This is a genomic window from Blautia difficilis, assembly GCF_014297245.1.
Taxonomy (GTDB): domain Bacteria; phylum Bacillota; class Clostridia; order Lachnospirales; family Lachnospiraceae; genus Blautia_A; species Blautia_A difficilis.
Genome location: NZ_JACOQG010000003.1, coordinates 1 through 18,225, shown reverse-complemented (window position 1 = coordinate 18,225; position 18,225 = coordinate 1). Strand labels below are relative to the sequence as shown.

Below are 18,225 nucleotides of genomic sequence, written 5' to 3'. Positions count from 1 at the left end.
CAATGGCCAGAGAAGCTTCGGTAGAAAGAAATACAAAAGAAACACAAATTAAATTAACGATCAGCCTGGACGGAACCGGATGTTCTCATATTGAGACAGGCGTAGGATTTTTTGACCACATGCTGGACGGCTTTACCAGACACGGACTTTTTGACCTGAACGTAAAAGTAAAGGGAGATCTGCAGGTAGATGACCACCACACCATTGAGGACACCGGAATTGTACTGGGAACAGCATTAAAAGAGGCAATCGGTGACAAAAAGGGCATAAAACGCTACGGAAGCTGCATCCTTCCTATGGATGAATCCCTGGTGCTCTGTGCCATTGACCTGTCCGGCAGACCCTATTTTGCCTGGGATGCAGAGTTTACCGCTGACCGGATCGGAGATATGTCTACAGAAATGGTGAAGGAGTTTTTCTATGCTATTTCCTATTCCTGCGGCATGAACCTGCACATCAAGGTCTTAAGCGGCGGCAACAATCACCATGTGGCAGAAGCCATGTTCAAAAGCTTCGCCAAGGCACTGGACGCAGCTACCTCCTATGACCCACGGATCACAGACGTACTTTCCACAAAGGGAAGTCTGGCATAAAGGAGGCATATATGAATAAAAAAATTACCCCTGTACAGCAGTCCGGGGAAAAAACCTTCACCTGGGCAGACTTTAAGTTAAACAGTGACGGAATGGTACCTGTAATAGCACAGGACTATGAGACTGGTGAAGTACTGATGTTGGCCTATATGAATGAAGAGGCCTACAATACCACTGTGGAGACAGGAAAAATGACCTACTGGAGCAGAAGCCGCAATGAACTGTGGACCAAGGGTCTGACCTCCGGACATCTCCAATATGTGAAATCCCTTACCCTGGACTGCGACAACGACACTATCCTGGCCAGGGTGGAGCAGGTGGGAGCCGCCTGTCACACCGGAAACAGAACCTGCTTTTTCAAACCACTGTACCAAAGGTAAGCTTTCTGAAGATTTTCGACATTATACTCCCAATATCCGGAAAAATGTCTGAAAAATACAAAACGATTTTTGCTAATTTTCGTCTTATTCTTGACAATCTTTAAAATTTGTGGTAAAAAAAGAGTATCCGAATTGAATATGTGCAAGAGTTATAACGTTAAGGTTGCATCCTAATGGATGTGCAAAAGGGAATCCGGTGAGAATCCGGAACGATACCGTCACTGTGTAAGGGAGCTGTTTTTCAGAACCACTGGTTTACCGGGAAGGGAGAAGCAGCGATGAACGAAGTCAGGAGATCTGCCTTAGCGTGGAATTTGAGGTCTGCGGTTTACAGTACCTTTGTTCTCATGACTTACATAGTTCTTATCGTATCCTGCCGGATCCTTATGTTAGATGCGGTATTTACGAAATCCGATACAAACCGTGTATAATGAGAAAAGTAACAGCTGCGGAGATGTGGCTGTTTTTCTTTGCATACATCCGTCCGGAAATATTTAATTATTAAAAGAGGATAAACACCATGAAAAGAAAATCTATGTTAGCCTTATTGTTAGCAGTATCAATGACTTGCTCTATGACAGCAGCTACCGGCACAGTTGCATTTGCAGAGGACGCAGCTACAGAAGAATCCGCCGATGACGCAGCTGCTACAGATGACGCAGCAGCTACAGAGGATACAGCAGCAGAAGATGCAGAAGCTACAGATGACGCTTCCGCAGATGCTGATGCTTCTTCCGATGATCAGAAGGCAGCTGATGAGGTTGGCGCACTGATCGATAAAATCTATGTTCAGGAAAGAACAGACACAACAGATGATGACTGTAAGGCAGCCAAAGAAGCATGGGATAAGCTGACAGATGCCCAGAAGGAACTGGTAACAGGTGAAAATGCAGATCCTGACTACTTCGGACGTGACACAGGAGATGCTTCCAAAGATGATCCTCGCAACCAGGATGAAATCGGTGAAAACGAGCTTTTAGTAGTAAGCTTTGGTACCTCCTTTAACGACAGCCGTGCAGAGGATGTCAAAGGCATTGAAGATGCTCTGGCAGCAGCATATCCGGACTGGTCTGTAAGAAGAGCTTTCACAGCACAGATCATCATCAACCATGTACAGGCAAGAGATAACGAAGTGATCGACAACATGCAGCAGGCACTGGACCGTGCAGTAGCTAACGGCGTTAAGAACCTGGTTGTACAGCCTACTCATCTGATGCATGGTGCTGAATATGATGAAATGACAGAAGCAATTGATGAATACAAAGATAAATTTGAATCTGTAGCAATCGCTGAACCAATGCTTGGTGAGGTTGGTGATGACGCTACTGTGATCAACGATGACAAAAAAGCAGTTGCCCAGGCAATTACAGATGAAGCTTGCAAGGTAGCCGGATTCGATGATATGAAGGCAGCCGCAGATGCTGGTACAGCATTTGTATTCATGGGACATGGTACTTCCCATACAGCAAACGTAACCTACGACCAGATGCAGACACAGATGAATGATCTTGGATTCACAAACGCTTTCATCGGTACTGTTGAAGGTGAACCGGAAGATACCGCATGCGATAAAGTAATCGAAAAGGTAAAAGAAGCAGGATTCAAGAATGTAATCATTCGTCCTCTGATGGTTGTTGCAGGTGACCATGCAAACAACGATATGGCCGGCGATGATGAAGATTCCTGGAAGAGCCAGTTTGTAGCATCTGGAGATTTCGACAGTGTTGACTGCCAGATCGAAGGACTTGGAAGAATTGCAGCAGTAGAAGATCTGTATGTAGCTCATACAAAAGCAGCAATCGACTCCCTGGGAGCAACAGATGATGCAGCTGCAGATGAGAACGCTGAAGCAGCAGATGATGAAACTGCATCAGAAAATGAAGCAACAGATGAAACTGCAACAGATAATGCAGCAGCAGATGAAACAGCAACAGAAGAAGCAGATGCTGAATAATCAAATTAAATAAAATCAGGCCTGCCGGATAACCGGTACAGGCAACAGAATCTGCCCGGATACTTGCAATAGTTTCCGGGCAGATGTATTATGTAGATATTAAGTCTGGAATAGATACATTTCGTTACTGTTCACTGGTAATATCCCGCGAGGTGTTTTTTGTGAGCGAAGGTCACAGAAAACCCGAGACATACCGCGCGAATTTATGCGATTAGCATAAATTCTGTGCATCGCGAAGCGTGTTGCTGGGAACGAAGTGAACAGTAACATACATTTTACCCAGACATTTTATGTAACAGACAGGTAACAGAAAGGAAGACATTATTATGAAAAGACGTTCATTCGTATTATTTTTATCTGCGCTGACCATGTCAGCCGCTTTAATCGGTACCAGCCCTGTACTGGCAGAAACAAAAGAAACCACAGAAGCAGCGGACAGCAAGAATGCAGATGCCAAAGACGCAGATACCAAGGACAGTGATGCTAAGGATACTGCAGACTCCGCAGCTCTGGAGGATGGGGTTTACACAGCTGAGTTTGATACAGACAGCAGCATGTTCCATGTAAACGAGGCCAATGACAAAAAGGGAACCCTTACTGTAAAAGACGGCAAAATGACCATCCATGTGAGCCTGGTATCCAAAAAGATCGTCAACCTCTTTGCAGGAACTGCAGAAGATGCTGCCAAAGACGGAGCCGAAATCCTTGATCCTACCACAGATACTGTAAAATACAGTGACGGAACGACAGAAGAAGTATACGGCTTCGATATCCCTGTACCTGCCATTGATGAGGAGTTTGACGTTGCCATTCTTGGAGAAAAAGGAAAATGGTATGATCACAAGGTCAGCGTCAAAGATCCTGTAAAGGATGACTCTGCAGAAAGCAGCGATGCCGAGGATTCCAAAAAAGAGGATGCAGGTAAGAAAATAGCAGATCTTGGTGTTGAGGACGGAGACTATACTGCAGAGGTAACTCTCACAGGCGGTTCCGGCAGAGCCACCGTGGATTCTCCTGCAGCCATCACCATCAAGGGCGACAAGGCTACAGCTACCATCGTATGGAGCAGCCCGAACTATGACTATATGATAGTGGATGACCAGAAATACGAGCCTGTAAACAAGGACGGCAATTCCACCTTCGAGATCCCGGTAAGTGCTTTCGATACAGAACTGGCAGTAACTGCCGATACCACAGCCATGAGCACCCCTCATGAGATCGACTATACCCTGAACTTTGATTCCTCTACATTAAAGGAAGCAGAAAAGTAAAAATCATCAAAAATAAACGAAAGCAAGAAATACAGAATAATTATGAAAAAATATCTACTATACCTATTCACAGCCATTACCCTGCTCTGTGCCTGTACCTTCACCGTACAGGCTGCAGCAGAGGACAAGGCCCCGGCAGAGCTCCCGGGTCTGACCTATGACCACAGTATGGAACTTAGCTATGCCCAGGAATTCAGTGTAGACTATTATAACGACGGATATACACTGATCACCATTGCGGATGAGGGACAGTACCTGCTGGTACCCGAGGGCAAAGAAGCTCCTGAGGGACTGGACAAAAACATTACAGTACTGCAGCAGCCACTGGATAATATTTATCTGGTAGCAACCTCAGCCATGGATCTTTTCCGGGCTATTGACGGCATCGACAATATTCGTCTTTCAGGCACCAAGGAAAATGGCTGGTATATCCAGGAAGCCAAAGATGCCATGGAAGCCGGCCATATGATCTACGCAGGCAAATACAATGCCCCGGATTACGAACTGATCCTGAACGAAGGCTGCGATCTGGCCATTGAGTCCACCATGATTCATCACAACCCGGAAGTACAGGAGAAGCTGGAACAGTTCGGCATCCCTGTAATGGTAGAGCGCTCCAGCTATGAGCCCCACCCTCTGGGCAGAACAGAATGGATGAAGCTTTACGCAGTGCTTCTGGGCAAGGAAGATGTGGCAGAAAAAGCCTTCAGGGAGCAGACGGACAAGCTGGACAAGGTTCTCTCCTCCGATGACAAGGACACAGGCAAAACCGTAGCCTTCTTTTACATCAACTCCACAGGTGCAGTCAATGTGCGCAAAAGCAATGACTATGTATCTGAGATGATCCATCTGGCCGGAGGCACCTATGTACCTGATACCGGTGAAAGTGACAATGCCCTGTCCACTATGAACATGCAGATGGAAGAATTTTACGCCAAGGCAAAGGATGCAGATTATATTATCTACAACAGCACCATTGACGGAGAACTGACCTCTATCAGTGAGCTGCTGGCAAAAAGTGAGCTGCTGGCAGACTTCAAAGCAGTGAAAGATGGCAATGTATGGTGTACCGGCAAAAACCTTTTCCAGGAAACCACAGGGCTGGGAACCATGATCGAGGACATTCACACCATTCTCACCACAGAGGATGATTCACTGGATGAATTAAACTATATACATAAACTTAAATAATTGCAGGAGTAAGAAACCTATGAACGATAGAAAACGCACAGCCCGGTACGGCTTTGCCTTTATTATCCTGGCAGTGCTGCTGGTAATCCTTTTTATATGGAATGTAAATGCCGGCAGCATCCCCCTGTCAGTGGGAGATATCCTGAATATTATATTCAGGCATCAGGGAACAGATACCGCTTACAATATTATATGGGAAATCCGTCTGCCCAGGATCCTGGCTGTCATCATCCTGGGAGGAGCCCTGTCCGTATCTGGATTTCTCCTGCAGACCTTTTTCAATAACCCCATAGCCGGCCCCTTTGTACTGGGAATCTCCTCAGGAGCCAAGCTGGTAGTGGCAATGCTTATGATCTTTTTCCTTAGCAGAGGCATTTCCATGGGATCCGCATCCATGATCGTTGCAGCCTTTATCGGCTCCATGATCTCCATGGGCTTTGTCCTGCTGGTGGCAAAAAAGGTCCACAATATGTCCATGCTGGTCATCAGCGGTGTTATGATCGGATACATCTGTTCTGCCATCACGGATTTTGTGGTCACCTTTGCAGATGACTCCAATATTGTCAATCTCCATAACTGGTCACTGGGAAGCTTCTCCGGTATGTCCTGGGGAAATGTGAAAGTTATGGCGGCAGTAGTGCTCCTGGCCATGATCATCGTATTTTTCATGTCAAAGCCCATTAGCGCTTATCAGCTGGGGGAAGTCTATGCCCAGAATATGGGAGTAAATATCAAGCTTTTCCGCATTGGACTGATCCTTTTATCCAGTGTGCTGTCCGCCTGTGTCACAGCTTTTGCAGGCCCTATTTCCTTTGTGGGAATTGCAGTACCCCATATTGTGAAAAGCCTGCTAAAAACAGCCAAACCGTTGTTAGTGATCCCTGCATGCTTTATGGGCGGTGCAGTATTCTGCCTGTTCTGTGACCTGATCGCCAGAACAGTATTTGCACCTACAGAGCTCAGCATCAGCTCCGTAACCGCAGTGTTCGGCGCACCGGTGGTTATTTACATTATGATTCACAGACAGAAGAGGATATAAGACTATGGAAAATACAAATAAATCCTATTTTTTTCATACAGACCAGCTTACTGTAGGCTATGAGGGCAAGCCTCTGATCAGAGAGATCAATATCCAGCTGAACAAAGGGGAAATCCTTACACTCATAGGTCCTAACGGTGCCGGCAAATCTACTATCCTCAAAAGTATTACCAGACAGCTGGCAACCATCAGCGGTACTGTCTATCTGGAACAGCAGCAAATGGCCCGCATGTCCAACAAAGAAGTATCCAGAAAGCTGGCTGTAGTTCTCACGGAACGCATGCGGCCGGAGCTTATGACCTGCGAGGATATTGTTGCAACCGGACGTTATCCTTATACAGGCACTCTGGGAATTCTTTCTGCCTCAGATAAAGAGAAGGTCAGAGCAGCTATGGAGACCGTCCATGCCTGGGATCTGAAGGACAGGGATTTCACAGCCATCAGCGACGGCCAGCGTCAGAGGATCCTTCTGGCCAGGGCAATCTGCCAGGAGCCGGAGATCATTGTACTGGATGAACCCACTTCCTTCCTGGACATCCGCCACAAGCTGGAGCTTCTCACCATCCTGAAAAAAATGGTACTGGAAAACCAGCTTACTGTGATCATGTCCCTCCATGAACTGGATCTGGCTCAGAAAATCTCCGACAAAGTGATCTGTGTACACGGAGAATATATAGAAAAATACGGTACACCTGAAGAAATTTTCACTTCCGAATATATCCGCAGACTCTACGGAATCACTAAGGGAAGCTACAATGCCTCCTTCGGCTGTGTGGAAATGGAACCACCTACAGGTAAACCACAGGTATTTGTCATTGGAGGAAATGGCAGCGGCATCCCCGTATACCGCAGACTGCAGCGTCTAGGAATCCCATTTGCAGCAGGAGTACTTCATACTAACGATGCAGACTATCAGGTAGCCAGCGCATTGGCAGGAACCGTAGTGGCAGAGAATCCTTTTGAGATCATTTCTGATGAAAACTTTGAAAAGGCCCTGCAGATCATGGGAGAATGTGAGGCAGTACTCTGTCCACTTACAGACTTCGGAACAATGAATGAAAAGAACAAAAAACTGCTTGCAAAAGCCAAAGAAACAGGTAAGCTCCGGGAATCCTGAAGGACTCCGGAGCTTTTTTCTTGCTATTTGTACTTCAACGTGATAGAATAAATTCCGATATTTCCATCGGACAAATCGTAAATATCTGATCCGGTGTAGAATTAGAATACGAATAACGAGATAAATTCGACTAGAGTATGTTTGAAAAATGCTTTCCACAAGATGTGCGTCACAATTTGTGGGAATGATTTTACAAACACGCTCCAATTTAGACAGGGAGGAATAAAAAATGTGTGGAATTGTAGGATATACAGGTAACAGTCAGGCAGCGCCAATTCTGCTCCATGGTCTCTCCAGACTGGAGTACAGAGGCTATGACTCAGCAGGAATAGCAGTCCGTGACGGCGACAAAAATACAGAAATCATCAAAGCAAAGGGCAGACTGAAGGTTCTGGCAGAGAAAACCAACGATGGAGAATCCGTACCCGGTACCTGTGGAATCGGACATACCAGATGGGCCACCCACGGAGAACCCTCTGAGATCAACGCCCATCCCCATATGAGTGATGATGGCAATGTAGTAGCTGTCCACAACGGAATCATCGAGAACTACCAGGAGCTGAAGGATAAGCTTATTCGCAAGGGCTATGAGTTCTATTCCTCTACAGACACAGAGGTAGCAGTCAAGCTGGTAGACTATTATTACAAAAAATATCTGGGCACACCGGTAGATGCCATCAACCACGCTATGGTCCGCATCCGCGGCTCCTACGCACTGGCTATTATGTTCAGGGACTATCCTGGGGAAATCTATGTGGCACGTAAGGACAGCCCTATGATCCTGGGTGTGGAGGAGGGAGCCTCCTACATCGCCTCCGATGTGCCGGCCATCCTGAAATACACCAGAAACGTATATTATATCGGAAACATGGAAATGGCCCGTGTACAGAAAGGTAACATCACCTTCTACAATCTGGACGGAGATGAGATCCAAAAGGAAAAAAAGACCATTGAGTGGGATGCAGAGGCAGCAGAAAAGGCAGGCTTTGAGCATTTCATGATGAAGGAGATCCACGAACAGCCCAAGGCAGTCCGGGATACCCTGAACTCCGTATTAAAAGACGGAGCTATCGATCTGTCAGAGGTGGGCCTTACAGATGAGGATATCCAGAAGATCAGCCAGATTTATATTGTAGCCTGTGGTTCTGCCTATCATGTGGGAATGGCAGCTCAGTATGTAATCGAAGACCTGGCCAGAATCCCGGTACGTGTAGAGCTGGCATCCGAATTCCGCTACAGAAATCCCATTCTGGACCCTAACGGCCTGGTGATCATTGTCAGCCAGTCCGGAGAAACTGCAGACAGCCTGGCAGCACTTCGCGAATCCAAAAAACACGGTCTGCGCACCCTGGGAATTGTCAACGTAGTAGGTTCCTCCATCGCCAGAGAGGCAGATAACGTATTCTACACTCTGGCAGGCCCGGAAATCTCCGTAGCCACCACCAAGGCCTACAGCACCCAGCTGATTGCAGCCTACGCACTGGCTATCCAGTTCGGTAAGGTAAGAGGAGAGCTTGACGAGGAAAAATATCAGGAACTGATCACAGAATTACAGACCATCCCGGACAAAATCAGCAAGATCCTGGAGGATGACAGAGAGCGGATCCAGTGGTTTGCAGCCAAACAGGCTAATGCAAAGGATGCCTTTTTCATCGGCCGAGGCATTGACTATGCCATCAGTATGGAAGGCAGTCTGAAAATGAAGGAAGTCAGCTATGTACATACAGAGGCCTATGCAGCAGGAGAGCTGAAGCACGGAACCATCTCCCTCATTGAGGAGGGAACCCTGGTAATCGGCATCTTGACCCAGAACCACCTGTATGAAAAAACCATCTCCAACATGGTAGAATGCAAAAGCCGCGGTGCCTACCTTATGGGCCTGACCACCTTCGGCCACTACAACATCGAAGACACCGCAGACTTCACCGTATACATCCCCAAAACAGACGAACACTTCGCCACCTCACTGGCAGTGATTCCTTTACAGCTCCTGGGCTACTACGTCAGCGTAGCCAAAGGCCTGGATGTAGACAAGCCAAGAAACCTGGCTAAGAGTGTGACTGTGGAGTAATTCAGACTTATATTTCTTGATTAACAGATAGAGAGTAAAAATCATAAGATGATTACTCTCTATTTTTTTGAATGATATTATGCTAGATTTGCTGTATTTTTTATAAAATATCTGGTAAAATGATAGATAATAAAAATAAATGTTTGGATGTATGAGGGAGACTTATTATATGCGTATATATATGGGCGTAGAAAATTTTGCCAAAATTGAATATGCTGAAATCTGCATCAACCAGTATACATTACTGGTAGGCCCTAATAATAGTGGAAAAACCTTCCTGATGCAGCTTGCTGAAGGCATCAATGAAAAAATGGAGACTATTATCCATGAAAATGATTTGCAGTTTTTAAAAGAAGAACAAGATTCAAACTGTAATATCTATACTCTTACTCAAGATAGCCTAGATACTTTAACAGAACGGATTAATTTAAGGCTGGACAGAATAAAAGAAAGCATTATTATAGATACCTTAGGGCAAAATATACCAGTTGATCGAATATATCTTCGGATTGAAGTTGACCCAGACGAAAAATATCAGATTATACAATATTTTGAAGGGATGGAAGTAGGAACAAAACATCCGGATAATGATTTCCTTAAAAACATTTTTAAAGTTCCTAAAGATAGACATGTTATAATATTAAAAAAAATGCAGGAAAAAGAAAAGATTATATGGGCATTAATTGGAAATAAAAGCAGCAGCAATTATTATATCGAAGAAGCATTACTTCACCTGCTGACATGCAAAAGTCTTTTCATGCCAGCATCCAGAACTGGTCTAATGCTGTTATACAGAGAGTTTTTTGCCCATAAAACAGATGACTCTATATCCGTACAGTTTATTGATGGAGTAGCAGAGGAGCAGCAACCTCGTATTTTAGGATTAACAAAGCCTGTGTACAAGTTCCTGCGGTTTCTTCAAACAGTTACACCTCCAGATCTTAACAGCTCAAAACTTGTAGAATATTTAAAAAATGATCTGCATTTTTATGAGAACAATATTATTGAAGGGCATATCAGTATCAATGAACAAGGAAATATGGTTTATTCTGTAAAAGACAGTAAAATAAATGTTCCCATGTACCTTGCTTCGTCAATGATCAATGAGATAGCTCCGCTGTACCTGGCCATTACTTCTTCCAGAGACCGGTTCAGACGACTGATCATAGATGAAATAGAATCAAGCCTCCATCCTGAAAAACAAATGGAGTTAGTACGTTTCCTGAACAGATTATATAACCTGAAATTTGAATTTATTATCAGCACTCATAGTGATACTTTTGTATCAAAGCTCAACAATCTATGCCTCATGGCAGAATATACAAAGAGAACCGGTGATAAAGCTGCACTGAAGAAACTACATCTGGAGGAATCTGATTTGGTATGTGCAGATAATCTATGCGTATATGAATTTGTAAATAAAGAAAATGGCAAAAGTGTTGTAAGAGAAGTACCTTTTAATGATAAACTTGGATATCAGTTTGATCTATTTACAGATTCCGCATTGAAACTATACAATGAAGCTACTCAAATCCAGGAGATCATTAATAATGAGCATGAACGTTGCACTGAGTGATTATAAAGAAGGAAAACTACAAAAGAGTACACTTTATAAAATACCAGAATCCATGACAGTTCCATTTGAAGAAATCCATGCCAATGGAAAAGAGGTAGTTAACCTTAATTATCAGCTGCAGGAATCTCAATATGGAATATATGCAAACGAATACAAAAATCCCTGTATAAACAAACAAGGATGTAAAAAAGCAGATGTTCTTGCCTGTGTTGTAGACGATAAACGAAAAGAAATAAAATCTCTGGTTTTTGATGTTAAATCCAATATTTCATCCTTTAGTGATGATCTGACAAAGGAAAGCGCTGCACTTACTGCAATTAAAGAAATCAGAGATTTTATTGAACAAATACATGCTGCATTATTACATAAAAAAAGCTTTATGTTGTATTATCTGGATGATGGTTTCCGGGAACAGGAAGAGGTTGCTATTGCTACAAAAAATTTTGAGTGTAAAAAATTTCTGGCTGTAGCAGATTTTCTTGAATCCATTTTCAAGGACTCTTCCATAGAATTACCACCTCTGGTCAAACTGAAAATGCAGACAATATTAAAACCTTACATAGGTGAAATAGAAAAAATCCGAAACTTTGCAGACAAAATGCTGATTATCAATGAAAAACCATATCCTCTGATGGTTATCATTTTAGAAAAAAGCAGCGAGAGTGTATATTCTGCTACTGTAACTATAAATATTTAAGAAGAATTTCTACAAAAGTTCACAAATTTCCCACAAAAGGTTGCATTATCATACAAATATGATTATAATACAACATGAAATGACAGGAATCGTTTTGAAAAGATTCCTGTCCATATCCTGAAATCTATGTTCTTTAAATCGTCGCTTTGCCGCGTTTAAAGGTATGGATGGACATATCTTGAACAAAAGATTCGCCTGCCCTCTGGCAGACGAAATGGCGAAGCATACCCAAAATGGAGGAAAACTGTTTATGTGGTATGTGATGCAGGTGCGCACAGGCACCGAAGAAAACATCCGCTGTCAATGTCAGCGGACCATAGACAGACGCATTCTAGAGCGCTGTTTTATCCCCTACTATCAACAGAAAAAACGATTTCAAGGCCAATGGCATATTCAGGAAAGAATCCTCTTTCCCGGATATGTCTTTTTAATTGCCGAAAATCTGGAACCCCTTATGGAAAACCTGAAACATGTCATAGGCATGACCCGAATTATCGGCACAGGAGAGACCATCGTCCCACTTACAGATCAGGAAGTGGAGCTGCTCATCCGCATGGGCGGAGACAAAGAACAGCTGGTACGACTCTCCCAGGGAATCATCGAAGGTGACCAGGTACATATCATAAGCGGCCCCCTCCAGGGAATGGAAGGAGCCATCCGGAAAATTGACAGACACAAGCGGATCGCAGTGCTGTCACTGGATATGTTCGGGAGGACGGTGGATATGAAGGTAGGGCTGGAGATTATTGAAAAAAATAAAGAGAAAAACACAGAGGCATGCCTGCAGGAAATTTAATCCTGCGGGGGTGCCTTTTGTCATGCAATAAATTCAGAGAACAGACAATTCAGGCAACAAATATTCCGCATAAGCGGGGAGGAAGGAAAGACGTAAGAAAGAGAAAAATTTTTATTTGTAGTTTCGTTAATACTTTCATATCGTATAGCTATAGTTATTCGAAACTGCATATAAAAGTGAAATTACTATGAAGGAGAAAGATACACGTATGAAAAACAAGACCAGGAAACTAGAACACTGGCAGGTAGTTACACTATTATTGATGCTTTATGATTTTACGGCAGTAGCATTATCCTATTGTCTGGCCCTATGGATACGGTTTGACTGCAAATTCAGCAGAATAGAAGCAAGATATTTACAGGCCTATGGCAAAAGCATCCTAATCTATGGACTATTCTGCGTTGTTGTGTTCTGGTTTCTGCGCCTATACAAAAGCATCTGGCGCTTTGCCAGCTATTCAGAGTTGCTGAGAGTAGTAGCAGCAACCCTGCTCACCGGAGCTGTTTACATCACAGGAATGGCAACCTGTGTAGGGAGGATGCCAGTTTCCTACTACCTGATCGGCATTTCCATTCAGTTCTGCCTGACCCTGGGAATCCGTTTTTCCTATCGCTTTGTCCTGCTTCTGAGAGGAAGAACAAACAAAGGAATAAATGAGAAGAAAGTAATGCTCATAGGAGCAGGGGCAGCAGGCCAGATGATCTTCCGGGATATTAAAAGCGCCCGGGAAACCAACGAAAAAGTAGCCTGCTTTATTGATGACAATCCCAACAAATGGGGCAGATACATAGACAATGTTCCCGTATTCGGTGGCAGAGACCGGATCCTGGAGGCAGTAGACAAATTGGGGATCACAAAAATATATGTAGCCATCCCAAGCGCAGCTCCAGAGGATAAACGCGACATTCTCCGGGTCTGCAATGAGACCTCCTGCGAATTACTGAACCTGCCCGGAATGTACCAGCTCTATACTGGTGAAGTAACCGTCAGCAAGATGAAAACCGTCCAGATCGAAGACCTGCTGGGGAGAGATCCCATCCGTCCTGATATGGAAGAGGTATTCGATTATATCAGAGGCAAAGTAGTCCTCATCACCGGAGTAGGCTCCATCGGATCCGAATTAGCCAGACAGATTGCCTCCCACCAGCCCAAGCATCTGATCCTATTTGATGTCTATGAAAACAACGCCTATGACATTCAGCTGGAACTTAAGAAAAAATATCCGGAATTAAAACTAGACACCCTGATCGGCTCTGTCCGCGACAGCAGAAAAATGTTTCAGGTCTTTGAGAAATACAGACCGGAAATCGTATACCATGCAGCAGCACACAAGCATGTGCCATTAATGGAAGACAGCCCCTGCGAATCCATCAAAAACAACGCCATGGGAACCTACAAAACAGCCTACGCCGCAATGGCCCATGGCTGCAAGCGCTTCGTACTGATCAGCACAGACAAAGCAGTAAACCCCACCAACATCATGGGAGCCTCCAAGCGACTGTGCGAAATGGTTATCCAGGCCTTTGACGCCAAGATAAAAGCAGGAAAAGCCTACGAAATCCCACAGCTGTTCACACACGGAATGAAGGAGGTCATCACCTCACCGGAAATCGTAGAGGCATTAAAAACCACCCAGACAGAATTTGTGGCAGTACGCTTCGGTAATGTACTGGGAAGCAACGGCTCGGTCATCCCCCTCTTTAAAAAACAGATAGAAGCAGGCGGCCCGGTGACCGTCACCCATCCGGACATCATCCGATACTTCATGACCATTCCGGAGGCAGTGAGTTTAGTGCTTCTTGCGGGAACTTATGCTAAGGGTGGAGAGATCTTTGTGTTGGATATGGGTGAACCTGTAAAGATTGATACATTGGCTCGGAATATGATCAGACTGTCTGGGTTTACACCGGATGTGGATATTAAGTTGACCTATACAGGATTGAGGCCTGGGGAGAAATTGTTTGAGGAGAAGCTGATGGCGGAAGAAGGGCTGAAGAAGACAGAGAATGATTTGATACATATCGGATGTCCAATACCGTTTGATGTGGATACGTTTCTTAGACAGCTGGATGGGTTGATGGAGGTGGCTTATAAGAATCGGGAGGATGTCAGAGACAAAGTGCAGGAAGTAGTTAATACTTATCATCCGGCACAATAAATATAACAAAGAAATTCTGGTATCTGATATATAGAACAAAATTAAAGAGGAAATCAAAAAGGCGGAAAAATGTTTAGCAGAAAAAAAGACTTTGAACCATTTAAAAATAAAGTATGGCTTGCATCACCAACTATGCATAATGGTGCAGAAATGAAATATGTACAGGAAGCATATGACACAAACTGGATGTCCACGGTTGGAGAAAATATTAACGAAATAGAGAAAATTGCAGCTGAAAAAGCAGGTGTGAAATATGCAGTAGCTTTATCCTGCTGTACAGCAGCACTTCATCTTTGCGTAAAATTTGCGGGAGAAAAATTGTATGGAAAACCCGCCATTGGTCATGGTGCTGTGGAAGGAAAAAGAGTTTTCTGCAGTGATATGACTTTTGATGCGACACTGAATCCAGTTGTATATGAGGGAGGAATCCCTGTATTCATAGATACAGAACGAGATTCCTGGAATATGGACCCTGTTGCATTGGAAAAAGCTTTCGAAATGTATCCAGAAGTAAAGCTGGTAGTGGCAGCAGAGTTATATGGATTTTCAGGAGATATCAAAAAAATTAAAGAAATCTGTGAGAAACATGGAGCACTTCTTATTGAGGATGCCGCTGAAGCCATGGGAGCAACCTGGGATGGGCAACAGTGCGGATCCTTTGGAGACTACGCTGCAGTAAGCTACAACGGAAACAAAATTATTACAGGAAGCTCAGGAGGTTGTTTACTGACAAATGATCTGGAAGTTGCTAATAAAGCGCGCAAGTGGAGTACACAAGCAAGAGAAAATGCCACATGGTACCAGCATGAAGAGGTTGGATATAACTATCGCATGTCTAATGTAATTGCAGGTGTAATTCGAGGACAGTATAACTATTTGGAAGAGCATATCTCTCAGAAAAAAGTTATTTATGAGAGATATACAAAAGGGTTAAAAGACCTTCCAATTGAAATGAATCCTATCGTAGAGGGGTGTGAACCAAATTATTGGTTATCTGCATTTACCATCAATCCATACTATATGTGCAAACAGGTAAGAGGGGAATGCGACGTACTCTATATTCCTGAAAAGGGTAAAAGCTGCCCTACTGAAATATTAGAGGCAATTAGCAGTATTAATGCTGAAGGAAGACCTATCTGGAAACCAATGCATATGCAGCCAATGTACAGAATGCATGAGTGCATTGGAAGAGTTGGCTCCATGAGAGCCAAAACAAATGCGTATATTACCGGAACTGTTATGGATGTAGGGGCTGATATTTTCCAGAGAGGCGTCTGCTTACCAAGTGATAATAAGATGACAGAAGAGCAGCAGAATGAGATTATTTCTGTGATTCGTGCTTGCTTTGAATAAACTAAATAAAAAATGGAGCATCAAAAGTGTACGCAAAATATTTTAAACGAGGGATTGACTTTATTTTAAGTTTATGCGCGCTGATTGTTCTTTCACCAGTTCTTTTGGTACTTATAATATTGGGGACTGTGTTTATGAGCGGAAACCCATTCTTTACACAGGAACGCCCTGGAAAAGATGAAAAGATTTTTAAATTAATTAAATTTAGGACAATGAGCAATAAAAAAGATAAAGACGGAAATCTTCTTCCTGACGAATTTCGGTTGAATAAATATGGCAAGTTTTTACGTGCATCTTCATTAGACGAATTGCCAGAACTTATTAATATTTTGAAAGGTGATATGGCAATCATTGGTCCACGCCCGTTGCTTGTGAGATATCTTGACAGATACAATGAAGAACAGCGCCATCGGCATGACGTAAGGCCAGGACTTACTGGATATGCGCAGGCCCATGGAAGAAATGCAGTGTCTTGGGAAGACAAGTTTGCGATGGATGTGTGGTATACGACACATATTACTTTTGTAGGCGATATTATGATAATTATTGATACGCTCAAATCTGTATTGAAACATGAAGGGATTAGTTCAGAGACTTCTGCAACTATGGAAGAGTTTATGGGGACACCGAAAGAAGCAGAATGTACATGGAGGGCTCCATGGTGAAAAGGCTTGTAATAATTGGCGCAAGTGGTCACGGAAAAGTTATAGCAGATATTGCAGTTAGAAACGGATATGAAGAAATTGTTTTTCTAGATGATAATGAAAGCATAAAGGAATGTGCTGGATTTAAAGTTGTTGGAAAAACATCAGATGCTAGTAGAATTAGTGGTGATAAGATTATTGCAATCGGAGATGCTAAGATTCGTGAAAGGATGATGCATAAGGTTAAAACAGTTTCATTAATACATCCAGATGCAGTTATAAGTAGACGCGTTGAGATTGGTGAAGGAACTGTTGTGATGGCTGGTACAGTTATTAATTCTGATGTACATATTGGAAGGGGATGCATTATTAATACAGGTGCATCTATAGATCATGACTGTAACTTGGGCAATTTTATTCATGTTTCAGTGGGCGCTCATGTGGCGGGAACTTGTTCGATTGGTAATGGCACTTGGATAGGTGCAGGTGCAACTATTAGTAATAATATTAATATTTGTGCTGATTGTATGATAGGTGCAGGTGCTGTAGTTATAAAAAATATTAAAAATATAGGAATTTATATAGGAGTTCCTGCGGAGAAAAAATGAGTAGAGTGAAAAAATATGGGGGAGGGTAGAATCCCACCAGGCTAAAGATAATAAGTTGTTACCTTAGCGAATATTTAGGAAAAAGTGATGCGGTACAAAGATTATGGCATTTTTTTGAATGTGGAAAGCCTGCTATAGATTGCTATTTAGAAGAAATTGGAGAAATATACAAGAAAGCTTATATAGAGCAAATGCCAGAAATAGAATTGTATGATGGCGTCAGAAATTTAATTCTAAACCTAAAAAAGAAGGGCATTAAAGTTGGAATTATTACTGATGGAAGACCAGAAGGACAGCATAATAAAATTATTGCATTAGGCTTAGATGATTTGGTTGATGACATTATTATTACAGATGAGTTAGGTGGAACTCAATTTCGTAAACCAAATGATATAGCGTTCCGTATTATGCAGAATCGTTGGAGAACTCCCTTCGAGCAACTTGTTTATGTTGGAGAAAATCCTAATAAGGATTTTTTTGGCACCAAGACAACTAGGAATGAGATGATTATATTTTAAGAACAAAAAAGGATTATATTCTAATTCTAATTTTAAACAGTTAGATGAAATTAATAAAATTTCAGAAATAAAGTTTTAGGAGAATACTGTTATGAATGTTTTGTTTCTCACATTGTTAGATTTTGGTTCAATAGAAGAACATAATATTTATACTGATCTTTTGCGTGAGTTTGCAAAGCATGGTCATAAACTATATGTGATATCACCTGTCGAAAGAAGAAAAAGGCAAGAAACAAGGTTGTTAGAAACTGATAAAGCA

The 18,225-nt window shown here is 43.0% G+C and carries 15 protein-coding genes, 1 pseudogene and 1 riboswitch; all 16 genes and pseudogenes read left to right on the top strand.

Features of this window, described 5'->3' with window-relative positions:
* The first annotated feature begins 2 nt into the window (after positions 1-2).
* The 16 genes and pseudogenes from hisB (at position 3) to H8Z82_RS03010 (ending at position 17,966) form a co-directional block, all read left to right on the top strand.
* Positions 3-593 carry an imidazoleglycerol-phosphate dehydratase HisB gene (gene hisB / locus H8Z82_RS03085; protein WP_186994204.1) on the top strand — a complete coding sequence of 197 codons (591 nt, stop codon included), beginning with the start codon at positions 3-5 and terminating at the stop codon, positions 591-593.
* Between the two features lie 62 nt (positions 594-655).
* Positions 656-970, top strand: a pseudogene (gene hisI, locus H8Z82_RS03080) (phosphoribosyl-AMP cyclohydrolase); the annotation flags it as partial.
* 146 nt (positions 971-1,116) lie between these two features.
* Positions 1,117-1,292: riboswitch (cobalamin riboswitch) on the top strand.
* Positions 1,293-1,493: 201 nt separating this feature from the next.
* The gene (locus H8Z82_RS03075; protein ID WP_186994202.1) at positions 1,494-2,927 is read left to right on the top strand and encodes a sirohydrochlorin cobaltochelatase; all 1,434 of its coding nucleotides are present in this window, start codon (positions 1,494-1,496) and stop codon (positions 2,925-2,927) included.
* Between the two features lie 326 nt (positions 2,928-3,253).
* Positions 3,254-4,198: a hypothetical protein gene (locus H8Z82_RS03070; protein ID WP_186994201.1), complete on the top strand. Its 945-nt coding sequence runs from the start codon at positions 3,254-3,256 to the stop codon at positions 4,196-4,198.
* A 42-nt stretch (positions 4,199-4,240) separates the two neighbouring features.
* Positions 4,241-5,389 (top strand): ABC transporter substrate-binding protein, encoded by a 1,149-nt coding sequence (locus tag H8Z82_RS03065; protein WP_186994200.1) that lies wholly within the window; start codon positions 4,241-4,243, stop codon positions 5,387-5,389.
* Between the two features lie 19 nt (positions 5,390-5,408).
* Entirely contained in the window at positions 5,409-6,428 is a 1,020-nt protein-coding gene (locus H8Z82_RS03060; RefSeq protein WP_186994199.1) for a FecCD family ABC transporter permease, read from the top strand.
* A gap of 4 nt (positions 6,429-6,432) precedes the next feature.
* A complete protein-coding gene (locus H8Z82_RS03055; protein WP_186994198.1) occupies positions 6,433-7,545 on the top strand; it encodes an ABC transporter ATP-binding protein in 1,113 nt (370 codons plus the stop codon).
* A 229-nt stretch (positions 7,546-7,774) separates the two neighbouring features.
* Positions 7,775-9,616: a glutamine--fructose-6-phosphate transaminase (isomerizing) gene (glmS, locus tag H8Z82_RS03050; RefSeq protein ID WP_186994197.1), complete on the top strand. Its 1,842-nt coding sequence runs from the start codon at positions 7,775-7,777 to the stop codon at positions 9,614-9,616.
* Between the two features lie 169 nt (positions 9,617-9,785).
* On the top strand, positions 9,786-11,192 hold the full coding sequence (locus H8Z82_RS03045; RefSeq protein WP_186994196.1) for an AAA family ATPase: 1,407 nt from the start codon (positions 9,786-9,788) through the stop codon (positions 11,190-11,192).
* Entirely contained in the window at positions 11,167-11,889 is a 723-nt protein-coding gene (locus H8Z82_RS03040; protein WP_186994195.1) for a hypothetical protein, read from the top strand. The genes H8Z82_RS03045 and H8Z82_RS03040 overlap by 26 nt, the downstream gene beginning before the upstream one ends.
* 178 nt (positions 11,890-12,067) lie before the next feature.
* The gene (gene loaP, locus H8Z82_RS03035; RefSeq protein ID WP_243176383.1) at positions 12,068-12,685 is read left to right on the top strand and encodes an antiterminator LoaP; all 618 of its coding nucleotides are present in this window, start codon (positions 12,068-12,070) and stop codon (positions 12,683-12,685) included.
* 187 nt (positions 12,686-12,872) lie between these two features.
* On the top strand, positions 12,873-14,843 hold the full coding sequence (locus H8Z82_RS03030; protein ID WP_243176382.1) for a polysaccharide biosynthesis protein: 1,971 nt from the start codon (positions 12,873-12,875) through the stop codon (positions 14,841-14,843).
* A gap of 69 nt (positions 14,844-14,912) precedes the next feature.
* Complete coding sequence (locus H8Z82_RS03025) at positions 14,913-16,196, top strand: DegT/DnrJ/EryC1/StrS family aminotransferase (RefSeq protein WP_186994193.1); 1,284 nt, start codon at positions 14,913-14,915, stop codon at positions 16,194-16,196.
* A 26-nt stretch (positions 16,197-16,222) separates the two neighbouring features.
* Complete coding sequence (locus H8Z82_RS03020) at positions 16,223-16,861, top strand: sugar transferase (protein WP_186994192.1); 639 nt, start codon at positions 16,223-16,225, stop codon at positions 16,859-16,861.
* Positions 16,855-17,448, top strand: a complete 594-nt coding sequence (locus tag H8Z82_RS03015) for an acetyltransferase (RefSeq protein ID WP_207724610.1) — start codon at positions 16,855-16,857, stop codon at positions 17,446-17,448. Before H8Z82_RS03020 ends, H8Z82_RS03015 begins: the two co-directional genes overlap by 7 nt.
* A 191-nt stretch (positions 17,449-17,639) precedes the next feature.
* On the top strand, positions 17,640-17,966 hold the full coding sequence (locus H8Z82_RS03010; protein ID WP_243176381.1) for an HAD family hydrolase: 327 nt from the start codon (positions 17,640-17,642) through the stop codon (positions 17,964-17,966).
* Positions 17,967-18,225: the final 259 nt, after the last annotated feature.

What these genes read in the sequence shown, in the direction of transcription:
- H8Z82_RS03010 (WP_243176381.1), top strand. Translation starts at nt 17,640, where the DNA reads ATGCCAGAAATAGAATTGTATGATGGCGTCAGAAATTTAATTCTAAAC.
- hisB (WP_186994204.1), top strand. Translation starts at nt 3, where the DNA reads ATGGCCAGAGAAGCTTCGGTAGAAAGAAATACAAAAGAAACACAAATT.
- H8Z82_RS03030 (WP_243176382.1), top strand. Translation starts at nt 12,873, where the DNA reads ATGAAGGAGAAAGATACACGTATGAAAAACAAGACCAGGAAACTAGAA.
- H8Z82_RS03065 (WP_186994200.1), top strand. Translation starts at nt 4,241, where the DNA reads ATGAAAAAATATCTACTATACCTATTCACAGCCATTACCCTGCTCTGT.
- H8Z82_RS03015 (WP_207724610.1), top strand. Translation starts at nt 16,855, where the DNA reads ATGGTGAAAAGGCTTGTAATAATTGGCGCAAGTGGTCACGGAAAAGTT.
- H8Z82_RS03060 (WP_186994199.1), top strand. Translation starts at nt 5,409, where the DNA reads ATGAACGATAGAAAACGCACAGCCCGGTACGGCTTTGCCTTTATTATC.
- H8Z82_RS03070 (WP_186994201.1), top strand. Translation starts at nt 3,254, where the DNA reads ATGAAAAGACGTTCATTCGTATTATTTTTATCTGCGCTGACCATGTCA.
- glmS (WP_186994197.1), top strand. Translation starts at nt 7,775, where the DNA reads ATGTGTGGAATTGTAGGATATACAGGTAACAGTCAGGCAGCGCCAATT.
- H8Z82_RS03055 (WP_186994198.1), top strand. Translation starts at nt 6,433, where the DNA reads ATGGAAAATACAAATAAATCCTATTTTTTTCATACAGACCAGCTTACT.
- H8Z82_RS03025 (WP_186994193.1), top strand. Translation starts at nt 14,913, where the DNA reads ATGTTTAGCAGAAAAAAAGACTTTGAACCATTTAAAAATAAAGTATGG.
- H8Z82_RS03075 (WP_186994202.1), top strand. Translation starts at nt 1,494, where the DNA reads ATGAAAAGAAAATCTATGTTAGCCTTATTGTTAGCAGTATCAATGACT.
- H8Z82_RS03045 (WP_186994196.1), top strand. Translation starts at nt 9,786, where the DNA reads ATGCGTATATATATGGGCGTAGAAAATTTTGCCAAAATTGAATATGCT.
- H8Z82_RS03040 (WP_186994195.1), top strand. Translation starts at nt 11,167, where the DNA reads ATGAGCATGAACGTTGCACTGAGTGATTATAAAGAAGGAAAACTACAA.